The 18,678-nt window shown below is 71.8% G+C and carries 19 protein-coding genes; 12 read left to right on the top strand and 7 right to left on the bottom strand.

What is annotated here, in order from left to right:
• Positions 1-22 precede the first annotated feature (22 nt).
• Positions 23-739 carry a COG3904 family protein gene (locus D3272_RS06735; RefSeq protein WP_129218371.1) on the top strand — a complete coding sequence of 239 codons (717 nt, stop codon included), beginning with the start codon at positions 23-25 and terminating at the stop codon, positions 737-739.
• The gene (locus D3272_RS06730) at positions 736-1,278 is read left to right on the top strand and encodes a hypothetical protein (protein ID WP_129218370.1); all 543 of its coding nucleotides are present in this window, start codon (positions 736-738) and stop codon (positions 1,276-1,278) included. Before D3272_RS06735 ends, D3272_RS06730 begins: the two co-directional genes overlap by 4 nt.
• Positions 1,279-1,319: 41 nt before the next feature.
• On the opposite strand, the gene D3272_RS06725 is transcribed toward D3272_RS06730, so the two are convergent.
• The 5 genes from D3272_RS06725 to D3272_RS06705 form a co-directional block, all read right to left on the bottom strand.
• Positions 1,320-1,688 (bottom strand): response regulator, encoded by a 369-nt coding sequence (locus D3272_RS06725; RefSeq protein ID WP_129218369.1) that lies wholly within the window; start codon positions 1,686-1,688, stop codon positions 1,320-1,322.
• Positions 1,689-1,816: 128 nt separating this feature from the next.
• Positions 1,817-2,029 carry a hypothetical protein gene (locus D3272_RS06720; protein WP_129218368.1) on the bottom strand — a complete coding sequence of 71 codons (213 nt, stop codon included), beginning with the start codon at positions 2,027-2,029 and terminating at the stop codon, positions 1,817-1,819.
• 534 nt (positions 2,030-2,563) lie between these two features.
• A complete protein-coding gene (locus D3272_RS06715) occupies positions 2,564-3,094 on the bottom strand; it encodes a gluconokinase (protein ID WP_129218367.1) in 531 nt (176 codons plus the stop codon).
• A gap of 24 nt (positions 3,095-3,118) precedes the next feature.
• On the bottom strand, positions 3,119-4,108 hold the full coding sequence (locus tag D3272_RS06710; RefSeq protein WP_428977964.1) for a UDP-glucuronic acid decarboxylase family protein: 990 nt from the start codon (positions 4,106-4,108) through the stop codon (positions 3,119-3,121).
• 127 nt (positions 4,109-4,235) lie between these two features.
• Positions 4,236-5,279, bottom strand: coding sequence for a LacI family DNA-binding transcriptional regulator (locus D3272_RS06705; protein ID WP_281010662.1), 1,044 nt, complete (start codon positions 5,277-5,279; stop codon positions 4,236-4,238).
• Positions 5,280-5,682: 403 nt separating this feature from the next.
• Between D3272_RS06705 and D3272_RS06700 the strand changes: the two genes are divergently transcribed.
• From D3272_RS06700 to D3272_RS06665, 8 genes are read left to right on the top strand one after another with little or no spacing between them, the layout of a single operon-like run.
• Complete coding sequence (locus D3272_RS06700) at positions 5,683-6,870, top strand: inositol-3-phosphate synthase (RefSeq protein ID WP_129218364.1); 1,188 nt, start codon at positions 5,683-5,685, stop codon at positions 6,868-6,870.
• A gap of 12 nt (positions 6,871-6,882) precedes the next feature.
• Positions 6,883-7,794, top strand: coding sequence for a hypothetical protein (locus D3272_RS06695; protein ID WP_129218363.1), 912 nt, complete (start codon positions 6,883-6,885; stop codon positions 7,792-7,794).
• Positions 7,791-8,945 carry a class I SAM-dependent methyltransferase gene (locus D3272_RS06690; protein ID WP_207210147.1) on the top strand — a complete coding sequence of 385 codons (1,155 nt, stop codon included), beginning with the start codon at positions 7,791-7,793 and terminating at the stop codon, positions 8,943-8,945. The genes D3272_RS06695 and D3272_RS06690 overlap by 4 nt, the downstream gene beginning before the upstream one ends.
• Positions 8,945-9,979, top strand: a complete 1,035-nt coding sequence (locus D3272_RS06685; protein ID WP_129218362.1) for a Gfo/Idh/MocA family protein — start codon at positions 8,945-8,947, stop codon at positions 9,977-9,979. Before D3272_RS06690 ends, D3272_RS06685 begins: the two co-directional genes overlap by 1 nt.
• Positions 9,976-11,526: a YcaO-like family protein gene (locus D3272_RS06680; protein WP_129218361.1), complete on the top strand. Its 1,551-nt coding sequence runs from the start codon at positions 9,976-9,978 to the stop codon at positions 11,524-11,526. The genes D3272_RS06685 and D3272_RS06680 overlap by 4 nt, the downstream gene beginning before the upstream one ends.
• A 3-nt stretch (positions 11,527-11,529) precedes the next feature.
• Positions 11,530-12,417 (top strand): sugar phosphate isomerase/epimerase family protein, encoded by an 888-nt coding sequence (locus D3272_RS06675; RefSeq protein WP_129218360.1) that lies wholly within the window; start codon positions 11,530-11,532, stop codon positions 12,415-12,417.
• Positions 12,414-13,646 (top strand): glycosyltransferase family 4 protein, encoded by a 1,233-nt coding sequence (locus D3272_RS06670; protein WP_129218359.1) that lies wholly within the window; start codon positions 12,414-12,416, stop codon positions 13,644-13,646. Before D3272_RS06675 ends, D3272_RS06670 begins: the two co-directional genes overlap by 4 nt.
• Entirely contained in the window at positions 13,646-14,410 is a 765-nt protein-coding gene (locus D3272_RS06665; RefSeq protein ID WP_207210146.1) for a PIG-L deacetylase family protein, read from the top strand. Before D3272_RS06670 ends, D3272_RS06665 begins: the two co-directional genes overlap by 1 nt.
• Here D3272_RS06665 and D3272_RS06660 read toward each other — a convergent pair.
• Together D3272_RS06660 and D3272_RS06655 are read right to left on the bottom strand one after the other, a co-directional pair.
• Positions 14,365-14,868: a GNAT family N-acetyltransferase gene (locus D3272_RS06660; RefSeq protein WP_129218357.1), complete on the bottom strand. Its 504-nt coding sequence runs from the start codon at positions 14,866-14,868 to the stop codon at positions 14,365-14,367. The genes D3272_RS06665 and D3272_RS06660 overlap by 46 nt on opposite strands.
• Positions 14,869-14,906: 38 nt before the next feature.
• The gene (locus D3272_RS06655; RefSeq protein WP_245496422.1) at positions 14,907-15,404 is read right to left on the bottom strand and encodes a DUF2244 domain-containing protein; all 498 of its coding nucleotides are present in this window, start codon (positions 15,402-15,404) and stop codon (positions 14,907-14,909) included.
• Positions 15,405-15,459: 55 nt separating this feature from the next.
• Between D3272_RS06655 and nth the strand changes: the two genes are divergently transcribed.
• Together nth and glgX are read left to right on the top strand one after the other, a co-directional pair.
• Positions 15,460-16,200 carry an endonuclease III gene (gene nth, locus D3272_RS06650; RefSeq protein ID WP_245496421.1) on the top strand — a complete coding sequence of 247 codons (741 nt, stop codon included), beginning with the start codon at positions 15,460-15,462 and terminating at the stop codon, positions 16,198-16,200.
• 216 nt (positions 16,201-16,416) lie between these two features.
• The gene (gene glgX, locus D3272_RS06645; protein ID WP_129218354.1) at positions 16,417-18,591 is read left to right on the top strand and encodes a glycogen debranching protein GlgX; all 2,175 of its coding nucleotides are present in this window, start codon (positions 16,417-16,419) and stop codon (positions 18,589-18,591) included.
• Positions 18,592-18,678 lie beyond the last annotated feature (87 nt).

Here is an 18,678-nt window from a genome sequence, read left to right as displayed (position 1 = left end):
CGCAGCGCATGAGGAGTCCTGGATGTTGTTCGCCCCCTCCCGGCGCCGCCCGACCGGATTAGCGCTGGCCCTGCTGCTGGCCCTGCCCTGCGGGGCGCGTGGCGCCGACATCGCGGCGGTGACGGGCCCCGCCGGCCAGACCATCGCGCTGTCGGGGCTGATCCAGCCGGGGGACGATGCCAAGCTGGCGTCCGTCCTCGCGGCGGCCCACCATCCGACGAGCCTGTCGCTGGCGAGCCTCGGCGGCAACGTCCAGGCGGCGCTCGCCATCGGCATGATGGTGCGGCGGGAAGGGCTGCACACGGCCGTGGCGCCGCGCAGCATCTGCGCCTCGGCCTGCGGGCTGGTGTGGCTGGCCGGGACGAGCCGTGTCATGGGCCAGGACGCGCATGTCGGGCTGCATGCCGCCTACCTGCGTCGCAACGGCGTCGACGTCGAGACGGGGGCCGCCAACGCGCTCATCGGCGCCTATCTCGGGCGCCTCGGTTTCGACGACCGGGCCATCGTCTACCTGACGAGCGCGCCGCCCGAGGAGATGACCTGGATCCTGCCGGCCGACCGCCAGCGCTACGGCATCGCCTTCGACACGGCGACGCCGGCGCTGGCCTCCGCGGCCGCGCCCGCCGACGAGCATCTCCTGTCCCGGCCGATGGCGCTGGCCGGCGCCATCGCGTCGGCGGCCGTCGCCGCGGTGGACCGGCTGATGGGCGGCCGTGCCGCCCCATCCGACGACAGATGACCTGGCCCCTGTGGGCCGGGCCGGCCCGCGTGCGGGACCGGTGGATGGCGCTGGTCGGCGCCTTGTCGGGCCTGTGCGCCGGCGCGGCGCTGTCCGGCTGCGCCCTGCCGGTGCAGGCCGAGATGGACCAGGCCGCCGACATCGCGCGGTACGCGACGCGCTACGACCACGTCGTGGGGAGCGAGGCGACCATCCTCGACCGCGCCCTGGCGGAATGTCCCGACAAGACCGTCGGCGCCGAGACGGCCTGCCTCCGCGAGCGCCTGAGCGCCGCCGCGACGACGCCGCGGGCCCTCGCCGCCCTGGTGCCGCACTGCCGGGTCGGCACCCTCTGCCGCTACGATGCCACGACCCGGAACAGGCGCGGCTTCGTCGCCGCCACCGCGACGGACTTCGTCCGGCACTGGCGCGTCGAGATCGACCTGCGCCGGCCTGCCGCCAGCGTCGCGACCGTCCCGGTCAGGGTCGTCGACCGCGACGATTTCGAAACCCCGGCGACGCCCGCGGCGTCACCCTCCGCCGCGCGACCACGCGGCTGATCCCGCCGAGCGCCATGCCGGGCGCGTCCGTCGCACGCCGCTCATTCGTCGTCCTGCTTGGCGTCGATGATGGCGTTCAGCACGTCGATGGCCATCCAGGGCTTGCCGATGTAGGCGACCCGCGCCCCGAGATCCACGGGGCGGTCGACGAACTGGCCGGACGTCACCACGACCGTGATGGTCGGGTGGGCCTCGGTGATGGCCCGGGCGATGCGGAGGCCGTCTGTCGCCCCCATCAGGCGGACGTCGGTGAACACCGCAGCCACCGCCTCGGCATGGGCCCGGACATAGGCCAGGGCGAGGTCGCCGTCGTCGAAGTCCGCGACGGCGAGCCCGGCCGCCGTGAAGGTCTCCACCGCATATTGGCGGAGCAGGGGCTCGTCCTCGATGACGACGATGGTTTGGTCCATGATCGCGCTCCTCCCTGCAGAACCCGTCTGCGGGCTCCTCCCTCGGGCGCCGCGGCAGGCGGCCGGTCCCGGTGGTGCGACGCTCCGGGCGGCCCCGGGTCAGGCCCGGAGCGGACGGCCGCCGCGGTTCAATCCCCGGCGACGCCCAGCTTGAACCCGGCCGCGCCGCAACGCGACACGGTGGCGATCACGAGGTAGGTGGTCGAACAATCCACGGCGGCCGCGCGCTCGGCGACCGGACGCCCCCGCACCGCACCGAGGTCCTGCGGCTGCGGGGCCTGGGCGCACCCACCCAACAGGGCTACGGCCGCCAATGCCATCCATCCCGTGCGGTGTCGCATCCTGTCTCTCCCTGCCCCGCACGGGTCGCCGTACGGGTCTTCGCCGATCCTGGTTGCCGTCCCGGCCCGGGCGCCGTCATGCTGATGCCGACATGCTCCGGGCCAGGACGGAAAGCCTGTGGTTTGGCTGTAGCACCGACGCGGCGCAGCCGCGATGACGTTGGGGACACGGTGCCGGGCGAAGTGAAGCGTCGCGGTGGGGCGGCTCGGGATCGGGTGGCGGCCTGCGGCCTATCGTGATCTTCGCACCGCCCGGCAGCGCCGGATCCGAGCGGCCACGCCGAATCGGCGCCCGCCATGGGTGGCCGGTCGTCGGCCTCGGCCAGCTCTTCTACGCCCCGCTGGGTCGCAGGCCCATCCGCCGAGGTCCCGGCCGCGATGGAGCGGCCGGCCGGGTTGCCGACCCGGGGTCCTCGCCGGCGACGGCACCACTTGGATGACGCTGCGGCCGCGCCTGACCGAAAGCGCCGGCATGGCGTGCATTGCCGCCTTCGACGCCGTCGCCTCCGACCGCGATCTGGCGCAGGCGGCCCGTCAGCGGCCGAGGCGCCGGGCCAGGTCGGCGACGAGGTCTTCGGCCGGCCCGTGGGCCGGGACCGTGAGGACGTCCGTCTCGTCGGGCCCCGGCCGCTCCAGCGTATCGAACTGGCTTTGGAGCAGGTGGGCCGGCATGAAGTGGTGCACGCGGCGCTTCAGCCGCCGCTCGATCTCGTCCATGTCGACATCGAGGAAGGCGAACCGCACGTTCCCGCCCGTGCCGGTCCGCAGGCGGTCGCGGTAGGCGCGCTTGAGGGCCGAGCAGGCCAGGATGACGCCGCCCTGCCCCGCCGAGCGCTCGTTCAGCGTCGCCGCGACGCGGTCGAGCCAAGGCCAGCGGTCCTCGTCGTCGAGCGGCGTACCGGCGTGCATCTTGTCAACGTTGCTTTGCGGATGCAGGTCGTCGCCGTCGATGTAGGGGAGGCCGATGCGCCCGGCGAGCTGGGCCGCGACGGTGGACTTGCCCGAGCCGCTCACCCCCATGACGACGACGGGGAGCGGGGCTTTCGGGTCGGGTGCGGCGGGCATGGGGAGGCTCCGGTTCTGGGACGTTCAGACGGCGGCCCGGCGCCTGGCCGGGACCTGGACCACCGTATTGTCCAGCGCCAGGTGCTGCCTGAAATACGCGATGGTGCGGGCCAGCCCGTCCTGCAGCGCCGTCGTGGGCTGCCAGTCGAGTTCGGCCTTGGCGCGGGCGAGGTCGGGGCGGCGTTGGCGGGGGTCGTCCTGTGGCAGGGGCCGCTGCACGAGACGCGACCGGGAGCCCGTCATGGCCACCACGGTTTCGGCCAGCTGGCGGATGGTGAACTCACCCGGGTTGCCGAGGTTGATCGGCCCCGTGACCGTCGCGGGGGTCGCCATCAGGCGCATCAGCCCGTCCACGAGGTCGTCGACGTAGCAGAAGGAGCGGGTCTGGGCCCCGTCGCCGTAGAGCGTGATGTCGGCGCCGCGCAGCGCCTGGACGATGAAGTTGGACACGACGCGGCCGTCGTCGGGATGCATCCGGGGCCCGTAGGTGTTGAAGATGCGGGCGACCTTGATGGCGAGGCCGTGCTGGCGATGGTAGTCGAAGAACAGGGTTTCGGCGCAGCGCTTCCCCTCGTCGTAGCAGGAACGCGGGCCGATCGGGTTGACGTTGCCCCAATAGCTTTCGGGCTGGGGATGGACGGCGGGATCGCCGTAGCATTCCGACGTCGAGGCCTGGAGCACCGGCACCTTCAGCCGCTTGGCGAGCCCGAGCATGTTCAGCGCGCCCACGACGCTGGTCTTGGTGGTCTGCACCGGGTCCGACTGGTAGTGCACCGGCGAAGCCGGGCAGGCGAGGTTGTAGATGGCGTCCACCTCGACGTGGAGCGGAAAGCAGACGTCGTGACGCAGCAGTTCGAATCGCGGGTTGCCCATGAGGTGGGCGACGTTGCGGCGCGAGCCCGTGTAGAAATTGTCGACGCAGAGGACCTCGTGGCCGCGCTCGAGAAGCGCCTCGCACAGATGGGATCCGACGAAACCGGCCCCGCCGGTGATCAGCACACGTTTTTCCGTCACAAGCTCGACTCCCGCGGGGCTCAACGGGCGCGGCCCGCTCGCGGGCATCAACTTACCTCCGCCCGCCTGCCGCGCGCAAATCGCGCCCTGCGCTCCATCCGGGCGGAGCGTGCTGCGGAGCGGCGCGTCACGGTGCTGTCGCACCGGGCCGCGGCGCCCGAGACGGCGGAGCCGTGGTCTGCCGCACCATCAGCCGCGTGTCGAAGCACATCCGCGGCGCGTGCGGGCTTCCGGCGAAACAGGACAGGAGGTATGCGGCGGCCCGGCGCCCCATCTCCTCGGCGGGGATCGCCAGGGTGGTCAGGGCCGGAAGGATGTGCTTCGAGGCGGGAAGGTCGTCGCAGCCGACGACCGACAGGTCCGCCGGGACGGCGATGCCCAGCCTTTGGCATTCCACCAGGGCGCCATAGGCCAGGACGTCGCTGGCGCAGACGAGCGCGGTCGGGAGCGGGCCCGCGGCGAGCAGCCGGCGCAGACCCTCGCGCCCGCCCGGGATCGACAGTGTCTCCTCCACGGTGTGGTCGTCCGGGAAGTCCAGGCCATGGCGGGCCAGGGCGGCCGCGACGCCGCGGATCCGGTCCTCGGCGCGATCGCTGTCGCGGCGACGCCCCGCCAGCACGGCGATGTCGCGATGCCCGAGTTCGACGAGGTGATCGACGATCGACGCCATGCTGGCGACGTTGTCGAACCCCATCACGGGGTGGTCGGCTTCCTGCCGGAACGTGTAGGTGGTGACGTAGGGGATGGACTGGGCGTCGAGCAGCGCGTGCAGGTCCGGCCGGTGCATCAGCCCGACCAGCATCAGCCCGTCGATGCCCCGCTCCGCCATCAGGCGCGCCTGGAACAGCTCCCGCTCGGGGGAATAGTCCGACGAGGCGACGATCAGCGCGTAGTCCCGCTCTTCGAGCGCGTCCTGCACGGCGCCGATAAAATCGGCGTAGATGGTCTGCTTCAGCGTCGGCAGGATGAGGCCGACGATCTGGGAGCGGCGCGACCGCAGCGCGCGGGCGGCCCCGTTGCGCGTGTAGCCGAGGTCGCGGACCGCGGCTTCGACGCGGAGCCGCGCCTCTCGATTGACCGTTTCCGGCGCATTCAGCACGCGCGACACGGTCGCGGCGGAACAGCGCGCGCGCTCGGCGACGTCCCTCAGGCGAACCGACGGCCGTTTCACCCCCTCACGCAAGGTCAAAATCGGGCCATCGCCGTGGGGGAGACCGGGAGCGCTGTCGGGCGTCGGGTCGAGGACAAAGGGGCTCCGGTCGCCGAAAGTTGGTTGCGGGACCGCGTCCTTAACACAATCGCGGCGCCGGCCCTACCGGCCGGCATGTGCTTTTCGACGCGGTCGCGACACGATCCCGCGGCCGCGGCCGGACGGCCAGGGCGCGAGGCGGCCTTCGAGCCGCACCGTCAAGATGCCGCAATGGCCGTCGCGTCGCAGTCCTTTAGGTAAGGCATCGGCGCCGCGCCGAATGCAGCCCGCCCCTGGCGGGGAACTTCGGCCGGCGCCTCGGACGTAGCGACGCGGATGTCCCCCGGGTTTCCCGCGTCATCTTTGGGTGTGTGATTTGGCGATCATGGGTTCAACACGCGGCGAGCGCCTGGGCGTCGCCATCGTGGGTCTTGGCGGCGCTGTGGCCACCACGGCAGTTGCGGGGATCGAGGCGCTGAAGGCGGGTTCGAATCAGCTCGACGGGCTGCCCCTGGCGCATCTCAACGTGGCGGGCCTGGCCGACTACAAGGACCTCGTCTTCGGCGGCTGGGACGTCAACGGCAACGACCTCGCGGCGGCGGCCGACGAGCACGGCGTGCTCGGCAAGGGCGACGCCGCCTCGGCCGAGGTGCTCAAGACCATGACGCCCTGGAAGGCGGTGGCCAGCCAGAAGTTCTGCAAGAACATCGTCGGCCGCAACATGACGGCCGCCAAGAACCATCGCGAGGCCGTCGACATCATCGCCGACGACCTCCGGCGCTTCAAGGAGGAGAGCGGCGTCGACCGCGTGGTGGTGATCAACCTCGCCTCCACCGAATCGTGGCCGGACCTCGGCGCCGAGGCGCTGAACAGCGTCGAGGGCTTCGAGCGCGGCCTCGACGCCGACAGCGAGGCCATCGGCCCGGCGATGCTCTACGCCTATGCCGCCATCGCGAGCGACTGCGGCTATGCCAACTTCACGCCCAGCGTCGCCGCCGACGTGCCCGCCCTCATGGCCTTCGCCAAGGAGCGCAACGTCGCCGTCGCCGGCAAGGACGGCAAGACCGGCCAGACCATGATGAAGACCGTCATCGCGCCGGCGCTGAAGTCCCGCGCCCTGCACGTCGACGGCTGGTTCTCGACCAACATCCTCGGCAACCGCGACGGCTTCGCCCTGCAGGACCCGAACTCGCTGCAGTCCAAGCTCAACACCAAGGGCTGCGTCCTCGAGGACATGCTGGGCTACCCGGTCGAGGATCACCTCGTCGACATCCGCTACTACCGGCCGCGCGGCGACGACAAGGAGGCCTGGGACAACATCGACGTGACGGGCTTCCTCGGCCAGAAGATGCAGATCAAGATCAACTTCCTGTGCAAGGACTCGATCTTGGCGGCGCCGCTCGCCATCGAGATCGCCCGCGTGGTCGGCCTCGCGGGCCGGCGCGGCGACGGCGGCGTGCAGGAACAGCTCGGCCATTTCTTCAAGGCCCCGATGACCCGCAACGGGCGTAAGCCGGAGCATGCTTTCCACGCGCAGGAAGCTATGCTGATGGACTGGCTCAACGTCGGCTGAGGTGCCTCGACCGTGACGGATACGAAGGACGATGCGCCGGACGGGCTCAAGGCCCTGTTCGGCGAGATCGGCGATCTGAAGCGCATCCGCTCGGCGGGGCGCGACGGCTCGATCGCCATGCGGCTGTTCCGGGCCGCCTGGTCGGAACTGGCGGCGGGTGCGCCCGTGCCCGACGTCGCCCGCCGGGTCACCGCCCGGGCGCTGGCGGCGGCGCGGCTCGGCGATCTCGACCGGGCTCTGCTGCTCGAAGCCGGCCTGCCGCCCGCCGAGGTCAACGGCCTGCTGTGCCGGGCCGTTGAGGAGATCGCCGTTCCGGTGCCGGAGCCGCTGCGTTCCGCGCTGATCGGCGCCATCGCGGTGCCGCCCCCGAATCTGCCGGGCGCCCTGCCCCGATTCGTGGCGCAGCTCGAGGCCCAGCCGCGGGCCGGCATCACCTGTCCGGGGCGGCCGCGCATCATGCTGGAGCCGTCCGAGAACCACGCCGAGCACTGCCTCGTCGTGGCGGTCTACGGCGTGATCCTGGCGCCGCGCTTCGGCGCCGACCCCGCGACCGTGTTCCTGGCGGCGCTGGCCCACCACTTCCACAACGCCGGCATGCCGGATTCCGGCTTCACCGGCGAGATGCTGCTCGGCGACCACCTCGAGCCCGTCATGCGCCACTTCGTTGACGGTGCCCTCGCGTCGCTCGACCCCGCGCTGCGGCGCCGGGTCGTCGAGGCCCGGGCCTGCCTACCCGACGCCGAGACCCCGGACGGCCGCGCCTTCCACGCCGCCGACGTCATCGACCGCGTGCTGGAGATCGCCCACCACCTCGGCGCCGCGGGTCTCACCATGACGACCGTGTTGGACGACATGGGGCTGGTGCACGATGGACCCGTGAAGGCCTTCCACGACCGCGTGCTGGCCGAGATGCGGATCCCGTGACGGACATCTCGGACTGGGCCGGGCTGCGCGCGCCGGGATCGGGGGCGGCGCTCCGGCCGGAGGGTCCGCATGCGCTGTGCGAACCGGACGGGCGCCGCTGGCCCGTCGTCGACGGCATCCCCTTCCTGCGGCTCGGGCGCGAAGCGCTGGCGGCGGACGCGCTGGCACGGCTCGACGCGGGCGACCGGGCCGGCGCGCTGGCGCTGCTGCTGGCCGACCAGGACGACTGGTGGACCGGCCCTCCCGCCAACCCCGCCGACCTCGCCCGGCTGGTGGCCGAGGCCGGAACGCTCTCGCTGCGCGACGCCATGGGCCTGCTCGGCTTCGGCCGGGTCGGCGACTACTTCGCCCATCGCTGGAGCGACCCGACCTATCTGGCGGGCCTGTCACTGATCGAGGCCCATGGCGGCGCGGCGGCATCGGCCTTCGAGCTCGCCTGCGGCATCGGCCATTACGGCCGCGAGTTCATCCGGCGCGGCGTCGCCTATACGGGCGCCGACGTCGTCTTCGCCAAGCTGTGGCTCGCCCGGCACTGGGTGGCGGGGCCCGGCGCACGCCTCGTGTGTTTCGACGCTGCCGCGCCCTGGCCGGTGGCGTCGGGGAGCTTCGACCTCGTGCTGTGCCAGGACGCCTTCTACTTCCTGGATCCCAAGCCCGAGATCCTCGGCCGCCTCCGTGGCCTGCTGGCGGCCGCCGGCCTGCTGGCCGTCGGCCACGTCCACAACCGCGAGGTCGAGAACCATTCGGCCGGCCGCGCCGTGACGGCGGCCGAACTGGCCCGCCTGTTCCCCGACGGCCTCTTCTACGACGATGCCGAACTGACCCGCGCCCTCGTCGAGGGGCACGTGCCGGTGCCCGGCGCGCCCGAAGCCCTGCGGGGCGTCGAGGCTTTCGCGGTGGCGGCCGGCCCGGGACGCGGCGCGCCCGGCAGCCTCGCCGGCGGTTACGCGATGCCGCCGCCGGGCGCGGCGCCGCGCCCCAACCCGCTCTACGGCGACGATGGTGCCCTCCGCTTCCCGTCGGAGCGCTACGCCTCCGAATACGGCGGGCTCGCCACCTACCCGCCCCGCTTCGCGCCGTCTCCCGACGACGCGTCCCGCGCCGCCGCGATCCGATGTCGCGCGCTCGTCGACCTGCCGGAGCGCTGGTGATGGCCGGCTCCGGTCCCGTCCGCTGGGGCATAGCGGGTTTCGGCTGGGTGGCGCGGGACTTCACCCTGCCGGCCCTGCTGGCGGCCGGGGATCGCCTCGTCGCCATCTGCGACCCCGATCCCGATGCCCGGGCGCAGGCGGTGCGGCAGGGCGCGACCGCCCACGCCACCGTCGAGGCGCTCGCAGCCGACCCCGAGGTCGAGGCCGTCTACGTGGCGACCCCCAACCACCTGCATCGCCCGATGGTGGAGGCCTTGGCGCCGGCCGGCAAGGCCATCCTGTGCGAGAAGCCCCTCGCCCACACCCTGGCCGAGGCCGAGGCCCTGGTGGCGGCGGCGGCACGGGCCGGCGTGCTCTACGGCACCGCCTTCGACCAGCGCCACCACCCCGCCCATGTCGCGCTGCGCGACGCGCTGCGTGCCGGCCGCATCGGCATCGTGACGGCGGTGCGGATCGTCTACGCCTGTTGGCTCGGCGCCGATTGGGCGGCGGGCTCGGGCCGCGACAACTGGCGGGTCGACGCCGCCAAGGCGGGCGGCGGCGCCCTCATGGACCTCGCCCCGCACGGCCTCGACCTCGTCGACTTCCTGCTCGACGAGCCCTTGGAGGCCGTCGTGGCGCTGACGCAGGCGCGGGTGCAGGACTATGCGGTGGACGACGGAGCGCTCCTGGCCGGCAGCACCGCCTCGGGCGCGCTCGCCCAGCTGCACGTCGCCTACAACTGCCCCGAAACGCTGCCGCGCCGGCGCTTAGAGGTTCTGGGCTCGCGCGGCCAGATCGTCGCCGAGAACACCATGGGGCAGGACCCGGGCGGCAGCCTCGTCCTCACCGATGCCGCGACGGGGATGGGCGAGGCCCTGCCCTTCGACGCCGCGCTGTCCCCCTTCCTGGGCCAGGTGCGCGCCTTCGGCCGCGCCCTGCGCTCGGGCGACCACGCGGCCTTCTCGGGCCGCCGCGACATCCACACCATGCGTCTCCTCGACCGGGCCTATCGCTCGGCGGACGGGCGCGGAACCGCCGGGACCCAGCCATGAACCACCTGCCGGCCGACATGCCCGAGGCGGCCCTGCGCTACATCGATGCGCTGCCGCTCGGCCGCTATGTCGGCTTTCCGATGACGCCGCTCGACGCCACCGGCGTGCCGGCCTGGAAGGTCGGGCTGTTCCTCGACGCCGCCCACGGCCTGCCCGGCGCCATGCCGAGCGGCTACGGCTACGGCACGACCGATGGACAGGCCATCATCGGGGCCCTGGCCGAGATCGCCGAGATGATCTGTCCGACGCTGCGGCTGCGCGACGAGCCGCATCGCCTCGCCTCCTACGACGCGCTGGTGCGGGAGTTCGGCCGCGGCGGCGTCGCCGACCCGCTGGCGCTCGGCCTGCCGGCGGGCAGCCCCGTCGACCGGGCGACGACGCTCGCCTGGACGCGTGCCGTGCGGGCCCGCACCGGCGAGCCCGTGTGGGTGCCGCTCGACGTCGCGGCCTGCGACTTCTTCGAACTCCCGGACAACTACCAGCCCTTCACGACCCTCATCACCAACGGCCTCGGCGCGGGGCCCGACGTCGATTGGGCGGTCGGCCACGGCTTGCTGGAATGCCTGCAGCGCGACGGGAACGGCCTCGTGTTCCGGGCGCTCGACCGGGGCGTCGCCATCGACCTCGCCGGCGCCGACGTCGGCCCGGAGGCACGCGCGTTGCTGGAGCGGCTCGACGCCCTCGGCATCACGGTGCTGCCGAAGTTCGCCACGGACGAGTTCGGGCTCACCAACCTCTACGTCGTCGGCTACGACCGCGACGCGCCGCGCGTGCCCATCATGCTGTCGGCCTGCGGCGAAGCCTGCGACCCCGACCCGCGCCGGGCGCTGCACAAGGCCCTGCTGGAGTTCTGCTCGGCCCGCGTCCGCAAGACCTACGGCCACGGCCCGCTCGCCGAAGCGCTCGCCGTGGCGCCGCCCGGCTACGTGGACGACTTCGTCCGCACCGCTCTGCCGAGCCTGGAACTCGAGGAAAGCCGCGCCCTGCGGGCCATGATGGACTGGACCGACATGGGAGCGGAGGAGCTGAAGCGCGCCCTCGCCGGCTCGGTCTTCTCCGTCGGTTCGCACCGGCCCTTCTCCAGCCTGCCGGGCGCCGACCTGCCGGCCTCGCCGGCCCCCTCCGACACGCGCAGCCGGGGCCGTCTGGCGCGAGAAAGGCTCGAGGCCGAGGGCTTCGACGTGCTCTACGTCGACTGCTCGCCGCGGGACGGCAGCATCGGCGTCGTGAAGGTCATCGTGCCGGGGCTCGAGGTCGAGACGATGAGCTATTACCGGATCGGGGAGCGCAACACCCGCAAGCTGCTCCTCGCCGATTCGCCCCTGATCGTCTTCGGCGAGCCCGGCGAGACGCGGCGGCCCGTGCGCCTGTCCCCCGAAGCCTTCGAGCGGCTGGCGCCGCTGACGGGCGGGCGGCAGCCGCTCTTCGACACCGCCGCGGCCGACCGCATCGTCGGCCCGCTCTACCCGCTCTACCGCGAACCCGAAGCCCACCATGTGGCGTTCAGGCTCCAGCAGCGCGCCGCTGCCGCCACCCCGGGAACCTGATCGATGGCCCTGCGCTTCGCCTACAACACGAACGGCACCGCCTCCCACAGGCTCGACGACGCCCTGATGATGATGGCCGAGACCGGCTATGCGGGCGTGGCGCTGACGCTCGACCACAACCACTTCGACCCCTTCGCCAAGGACTGGGAGGCGGATGCCAAGCGCCTGTCGCAGCGGCTGCGCGGGCTCGGCTTCGGCTCCGTCATCGAGACCGGCGCCCGCTACCTGCTCGACCCCCGGCAGAAGCACGAGCCGACCCTCGTCACGGCCGACCCGGCCGGGCGGGCGCGGCGCATCGCCTTCCTGCACCGCGCCATCGATGTCGGCAGCATCCTGGGCTCGGAAGCCGTGTCGTTCTGGGCGGGCGTGCCCAAACCCGGCGTCGATCCCGACGAGGCCTGGGACTGGCTGCGGGCCGGGCTCGAACAGGTCGTCGCCTATGCGGGCCGGCGCGGCGTCGTGGCGGCGCTGGAGCCGGAGCCCGGCATGCTGGTGGAGACGGTCGACGACTACCGCAGGCTCGCCGCCGACATCCCCGGCCTCAAGCTCGCCCTCGACACCGGGCACCTCCTGGTGACGGGTGAGCGCGAGCCCGCGGCCGCCATCGCGGAGTTCAAGGACCAGCTCGGCACCGTGACGATCGAGGACATGAAGCGGGGCGAGCACGTCCACCTGCCCTTCGGCGAGGGCGACATGGACGTACCCGGCGTGCTCGACGCGCTCGACGCCGCCGGTTTCCGCGGCCTCGTCTGCGTGGAGCTGTCGCGCGACAGCCACAGGGCCGACCTCATGATGCCGGAAGCCTTCTCGTTCCTCAGGCTGTGCCGCCAGAACGTGCGGGCCGCCCCCAAGCCGGCGCCCACGGCGAGCCGGGTGGACGCGCTCTCGTGAGGCTCTGCTTCGTCAGCCGGCGCTTCTTCCCCGCCATCTCGGGCATGAGCGTCTATGCCGTGAACCTGTTGCGCGAACTCGTCGCGGCCGGCCACGACGTCACCATGGTGAGCCAGTACCGCGGCGATGCCTTCGGCACCCGCGTCTACGGCGGCGGGCCTCCCCCGGCCGTGCCGGGCGTCCGGGTGATCGGCCTCGAACAGCTGGGCGAACAGACCAGCGGAGACTTCGAACGCGACATCGGCGTCATGGTCGAGACGATCGCGGCCGAACACGCCCGCCGGCCCTTCGACCTGCTGCACGCGCAATACGGCTACCCCACGGGCTGGGCGACGCTGCTGGCGGGCCGGCGCCTCGGCCTGCCCGTGGTGGTCTCCATCCAGGGCGGCGACGGCCACTGGGTCGGGTCCTGCTGCGAGACGCACCGGCGCGCCATGGTGGAGGTGCTGAACCACGCCAACGCCCTGCTCATCGGTGGCGACAGCTTCATCGACGAGGTGACGGAGCGGCTGGGAACGCGGCGCGACCGCTTCACGGTGGTGCCGGGCGCCGTCGACACGGCGCGGTTCCGGCCCGCCGACGAGGCCCGCGTCGGCGACGCCGCCGATCCGCTGCGCTTCCTCTACCACGGCCGCGTCGACCGCCGGAAAGGCGCGCTCGACTTCATCGACGCGCTCGGCATCCTGCGCGACCGGGGCCTGCCGTTCCGCGGCATCGTGTCGGGCATCGGCCCCGACGTCGATCCCTGCCGGGAGCGCGTCGCCGCGCTGGACCTCGCCGGGGCCGTCGCTTTCACGGGCTATGCCGACTACGACGCCGTGCCGGACCTCTACCGCAACGCCGACGTCTTCGCCTCGCCCACCTACATGGAGGGTTTCTCCAACACGATCCTCGAGGCCATGGCGACGGGCCTGCCCGTCGTGGCGTGCCGGGCCGTCGGGGTCGTCGACTGCCTGCGCGACGGCGAGAACGGCATCATGACGGAGCCCGGCGACGTCCTCGCCCATGCGGACGCGCTGGCCGCCATGATCGCCGACCCCGCCCTGCGCCGCCGCCTGGCGCGGGCGGGGCTCGACGAATGCCGCCGCGTCTATTCCTGGGGCGCCGTCGGGGCCCGGATCATGGCGGTGTACGACCGCGTGGTTCGGGAGCAACCCGACACCGACTACGACCCGATCCTGCCCTACGATCCCGCCTGCCGGTTCCGCGCTGAGCCCCACCTGCTGTGATGCGCCACGCCCTCGCGCTCTCGCCCCACCTCGACGACGCCGCCTTCTCCTGCGGCGGGACGCTGGCCCGCCTGGCGGGCGCGGGCTGGACCTTGAGGGTGGCGACGGCCTTCACGGCCTCGGTGCCGGAGCCGCGCGGCTTCGCCCTGGCCTGCCAGCTCGACAAGGGGCTGGGGCCCGAGGTCGACTACATGGCGCTGCGGCGCGCCGAGGATGCCGCCGCGGCCGCGGCGCTCGGCGCCGAAGCGGTGTGGATGTCGTTCCGCGAAGCGCCGCACCGTGGCTACGAGAGTGCGCCGGCCCTGTTCGCCGGGCCGAGGCCCGAGGATGCGATCGCCGACGCGCTGGCACCGGCGCTCGCCGACCTCCTCGCCACGCTGCGGCCCGACCTGATCCTCGCCCCCCAGGCCATCGGCGGACACGTGGACCACATCCAGCTGGTGCTGGCGCTGGACCGGCTCGCCCCGACGGTGCCGGTGCTGTGGTGGCGGGACTTCCCCTACGTGGCCCGCGGGGCTGCCCCGCGGGAGCCCCACCGCGACCGCATGGCGGGGCTCGACGGCGTCGACGTGGCGCTGACGGAGGGCGAGAGCCGGGCCAAGCTTCGGTCCTGCGGCGCCTATGCGAGCCAGCTCGGCTTCCAGTTCGGCGGCCCCGACGGCCTCGACCGGGCGCTGTCGGCTTCAGGCGGCATCGAAGGCTTCCGGGCCGATCCCGCTCACAGCGCCACGTGCAGGAACTGGTTAAAGGCGCTCGGCACGTAATCCGAGAAGGGCTCCCCATTCTCGAAGCCGCGCCCGCGGTAGAGGGCCAGCGCCGCGTCGAAGCCGGGGCCGCTGCCGGTCTCGAGGCTGAGGCGACGCAGGCCCCGGGCGCGGGCCTCGGCGACGATGTGGTCGAGAAGCGCGGCCGCGACGCCCTGGCGCAGGTGGTCCGGATGGGTGCGCATGGACTTGATCTCGGCGGTGCCGTCGCCGAGCGCCTTGAGGGCGCCGACGCCCGCGATGGCGTCGCCGCGCCAGGCGCTCCACACCGTCACGGCCGACTGCAGCAGCCCCGACAGGTCGAGGGCGAAGACGCTGCCGGGCGGCGAGCTGGCCTGCATGCCGGCGAGGTGCAGGGCCAGCAGCGACCGTGTCGGCTCGCCGGTGAGGTCGTCGGGTCGGATGCGGAGGGGCGAGCCGCCGGCAGAGGTCGGGCTTGCAAGGTGCACGTTCGGCATGTCGGTCTCCCCGCGACCGCCGGAGGCGTGTCGACCCGTCAATTGTAACGGTATCCGCGCCGCGCTTCCGCCAGGGCCCGGCCGAGATCGTCGGCGAAGCGCCCCTTGGCGTCCGGACCCAGGAAAGACGCGACCTCGATCCGGTCCGCCCGGGCGACGAGGTCCAGGCGCTGCGTGCCGAATTCCTCGTGCTGCTGCCGCTCGAGGCGGACCCAGGATGGGTTGAACCGCCATTCGGCCCTGAGCCCCCGCGGGTTCACCTTGGCCAGCGTCAGCTGGATGCTGGTCACCTCCACGTCCTCGTAGGCGCGGGCCGAGCGGAAGCTCGCCTTGAAGGCGACGTAGACGGCGAGGACGTCGAGCCCCATGAAGCCCGCCACCGGCCAGGCGCCCATGAGGACGAACGGCAGGGTCGCCACGGTCGACACGGCGGCGACGCCCGTCAGCAGCCAGCGGAACTGCCGCTGCGTGAGGGACCGGTGGGGATGCAGCCGCGTCGCGAAGAGGACGGGGTCCACGGGATCGGCCTCGGACATGATGCGACCTCCCATGCTACCCAGCGACGACGCTGCCTCGCCATATAGGACCCGCATGGCCCGGAAAAAGACGCCCATCCCGCCGGCTCCCCCCGTCGCCGATCTCGGCGCGCCGGGCAGCACGCATCCCGTCGCCGAGGGGCGGCTCGACGCCGCGCCGGAGCACGAGGCCGGCCGCATCCGGGCGGTCTTTTCCCGGCTGCGCGACGCCGAGCCTGCCCCGAAGACGGAACTCGTCTACCGCGACCCTTTCACCCTGCTGGTGGCGGTGGTGCTGTCGGCCCAGGCCACCGACGTCAGCGTCAACAAGGCCACGGGCCCGCTCTTCGCCGTCGCCGACACGCCGCAGGCAATCCTGGCGCTCGGCGAGGACCGCCTGCGCGACTTCGTCAAGACGATCGGGCTCTACAACGCCAAGGCCAAGAACGTCATGGCGCTCTGTGCGCTGCTGGTGGAGCGACACGGCGGCGCGGTCCCGCGCGAGCGGGCGGCGCTCGAAACCCTGCCCGGCGTCGGCCGCAAGACCGCCAACGTGGTGCTCAACACGATCTGGGGCGACCCCGTCATCGCCGTCGACACCCACGTGTTCCGGGTGTCGAACCGGCTCGCCATCGCGCCGGGCGCGACGCCACTCGCCGTCGAACTCGGCCTCGAACGGGCCATCCCGGCCGAGTTCATGCGCGACGCCCACCATTGGATGATCCTGCACGGGCGCTACACCTGCCTCGCCCGAAAGCCGCTCTGCCCCACCTGCCCGGTTTCGGACCTGTGCCCCTGGCCGGAAAAGCGGCCCTGACGCCCGGGGCTGCGGGTCGTCCGCCCGGCAAGACACGACGATTCGGCGCGGCATCCGGCATGGAACCCGGCGCTGCGGCGCGCCGTCAACCATTCCGTCCCGCAGACCGCTTGCGGCGATGCGGCATGGCACCAAATCCGATTTCGACCGTTCTATGGCGACCAGACGGCTGAAGCTGAGCCATGGCGGGCGGCTCGGCGACATCAAGGATACGACATGAACCAGACGGTACGGCAGCGGCAGACGCTCGAAGGCTCTCCGCATCCGCGCGGGGCCCTGTGGGACGGCCGGGGCACCAACCTCACCCTGTTCTCCGCCAACGCCACCAAGGTGGAACTCTGCCTTTTCGATTCTTCCGGCCAGAAGGAGACCGACCGGATCGAGCTGCCGGAATACACCGATCAGGTGTTCCACGGCTACTTTCCCGAGCTGAAGCCCGGCCAGCTCTACGGCTTCCGCGTCCACGGTCCTTACGACCCGCAGAACGGCCATCGGTTCAACCCCAACAAGCTGCTGCTCGACCCCTATGCCCGCACGCATGTCGGGGACCTGCAGTGGAACCCCGCGCTCTTCGGCTACACGATGGAGAGCGGCGACGACCTGACGTTCGACGAACGGGATTCCGCGCCCTTCATGCCGAAGTGCGTCGTCGCCGACATGCACCAGCCGCACCTGCCCGAGGGCAGGCGGCCCAGGCACCAGTGGTCGAACAGCCTCGTCTACGAGGCCCATGTGCGCGGTTTGACGAAGCGGCATCCCGCCGTTCCCGAAAACCTGCGCGGCACCTACGCGGGCCTCGCCACGCCCGAGGTGATCAAGCACATCAAGAGCCTCGGCGTGACCGCCGTCGAGCTGATGCCGATCCACACCTATATCAACGACGACTTCCTGATCAATCGCGGCCTGTCGAACTACTGGGGCTACAATTCGATCGGCTTCTTCGCCCCGCACCCGCTCTATGCAGCCGACCCGCTGAACGCCATCCAGGAGTTCAAGGACATGGTGACCCGCTTCCACGAGGCGGGCCTCGAAGTCATCCTCGATGTGGTGTACAACCATACCGCTGAAGGTAACGAGAAGGGCGCCACGATGTCCTTCAAGGGTATCGACAACGCGTCCTACTACCAGTTGATCCCGGACCAGAAGCGCTACTACATCAACGATACCGGAACCGGCAACACCTTTAACCTGCACCACCCGCGGGTGATGCAGATGGTCTTGGACAGCCTGCGCTACTGGGTGCAGGAGATGAACGTCGACGGCTTCCGCTTCGACCTCGCCTGCACGCTGGCGCGCGGACCGCAGGGCTTCGACCGTCATTCCGCCTTCCTGCAGACCTGCCTCTTCGACCCCGTGCTGGCCGGCGTGAAGATGATCGCCGAGCCCTGGGACATCGGTCCGGGCGGCTACCAGGTGGGCAATTTCCCCCCGGGCTGGGCCGAATGGAACGACAAGTTCCGCGACGACGTGCGCGACTTCTGGCGCGGCGCGTCTTCCGTGCAGACCATCACGTCGCGGCTGTGCGCCTCGGAGGACACGTTCAACCACGAGGGCCGTCGCCCCTGGTCCTGCGTCAACCTCGTCACCGCCCATGACGGCTTCACCTTGAAGGACCTCGTGTCCTACAACGAGAAGCACAATGACGCGAACGGCGAGAACAACCAGGACGGCAATTCCGACAACCGCTCCTGGAACTGCGGCGCCGAGGGCGAGACCGACGATCCCGAGATCATCAGGCTGCGCAACAAGCAGATGCGCAACCTGATGTCGACGCTGCTGCTCGCCCAGGGCACGCCGATGATCGTGGCGGGCGACGAGTTCGGTCGCACGCAGGGCGGCAACAACAACGCCTATTGCCAGGACAGCGAGATCGGCTGGGTCGACTGGAACCTCACGGACGACGGGCGAAGCCTGCTGGACTTCACCCGCAAGCTCGGTGCCATGCGCCACCAATATCCGGTGCTGCGGCGCAACCGTTTCTACACGGGCCGGTTCGATGAGGTGCACGGCGTCAAGGACGTGACCTGGGTGCGGTCGGACGGGAAGGAATGCGAGTTCGGCGACTGGACGGACTCGGCGCTCCACTGCGTCGGCATGCTGATGGACGGGCGGGCCCAGGTGAATTCCGTTCCGCAGGACGGCGACCATTCGACGCTCATGATCGTGGTCAACGCCGGCCGGGACGCCATCGCCTTCACGGTGCCGGAATGCCTCGACGGCAAGAGCTGGACGCGGCTGATCGACACCAACGACGGCGGCAAGCCCGAGCAGGAATTCCCCATCGGCGAGACCTGCCCGGTGCCGTCGCGCGGCCTCGTGCTGCTGCGGCTCAACACCAATGCCCCACCCCCGGTCCCGGACAGCAACGCCCCCGACCAGGACAAGGAGTGACGCTGGCGCGCGCCAGCGGTGACATACGGGCTTCCGGCCCGGCCTGAGACCGAGGGTCGCGGTCCCGCAAGGGACCGCGACCCTGCT

The organism is Lichenibacterium ramalinae (assembly GCF_004137085.1).
GTDB classification, from domain to species: domain Bacteria; phylum Pseudomonadota; class Alphaproteobacteria; order Rhizobiales; family Beijerinckiaceae; genus Lichenihabitans; species Lichenihabitans ramalinae.
The sequence above is the reverse complement of the archived record's forward strand: the minus strand, read 5'-3'. Positions and strand labels throughout refer to the sequence as shown.

Coding starts and splice junctions, on each gene's coding strand:
- D3272_RS06720 (WP_129218368.1), bottom strand. CDS start 2,029: ATGCGACACCGCACGGGATGGATGGCATTGGCGGCCGTAGCCCTGTTG.
- D3272_RS06725 (WP_129218369.1), bottom strand. CDS start 1,688: ATGGACCAAACCATCGTCGTCATCGAGGACGAGCCCCTGCTCCGCCAA.
- D3272_RS06675 (WP_129218360.1), top strand. CDS start 11,530: ATGGCCCTGCGCTTCGCCTACAACACGAACGGCACCGCCTCCCACAGG.
- D3272_RS06730 (WP_129218370.1), top strand. CDS start 736: ATGACCTGGCCCCTGTGGGCCGGGCCGGCCCGCGTGCGGGACCGGTGG.
- glgX (WP_129218354.1), top strand. CDS start 16,417: ATGAACCAGACGGTACGGCAGCGGCAGACGCTCGAAGGCTCTCCGCAT.
- nth (WP_245496421.1), top strand. CDS start 15,460: ATGGCCCGGAAAAAGACGCCCATCCCGCCGGCTCCCCCCGTCGCCGAT.
- D3272_RS06680 (WP_129218361.1), top strand. CDS start 9,976: ATGAACCACCTGCCGGCCGACATGCCCGAGGCGGCCCTGCGCTACATC.
- D3272_RS06665 (WP_207210146.1), top strand. CDS start 13,646: ATGCGCCACGCCCTCGCGCTCTCGCCCCACCTCGACGACGCCGCCTTC.
- D3272_RS06660 (WP_129218357.1), bottom strand. CDS start 14,868: ATGCCGAACGTGCACCTTGCAAGCCCGACCTCTGCCGGCGGCTCGCCC.
- D3272_RS06685 (WP_129218362.1), top strand. CDS start 8,945: ATGGCCGGCTCCGGTCCCGTCCGCTGGGGCATAGCGGGTTTCGGCTGG.
- D3272_RS06700 (WP_129218364.1), top strand. CDS start 5,683: ATGGGTTCAACACGCGGCGAGCGCCTGGGCGTCGCCATCGTGGGTCTT.
- D3272_RS06735 (WP_129218371.1), top strand. CDS start 23: ATGTTGTTCGCCCCCTCCCGGCGCCGCCCGACCGGATTAGCGCTGGCC.
- D3272_RS06655 (WP_245496422.1), bottom strand. CDS start 15,404: ATGTCCGAGGCCGATCCCGTGGACCCCGTCCTCTTCGCGACGCGGCTG.
- D3272_RS06715 (WP_129218367.1), bottom strand. CDS start 3,094: ATGCCCGCCGCACCCGACCCGAAAGCCCCGCTCCCCGTCGTCGTCATG.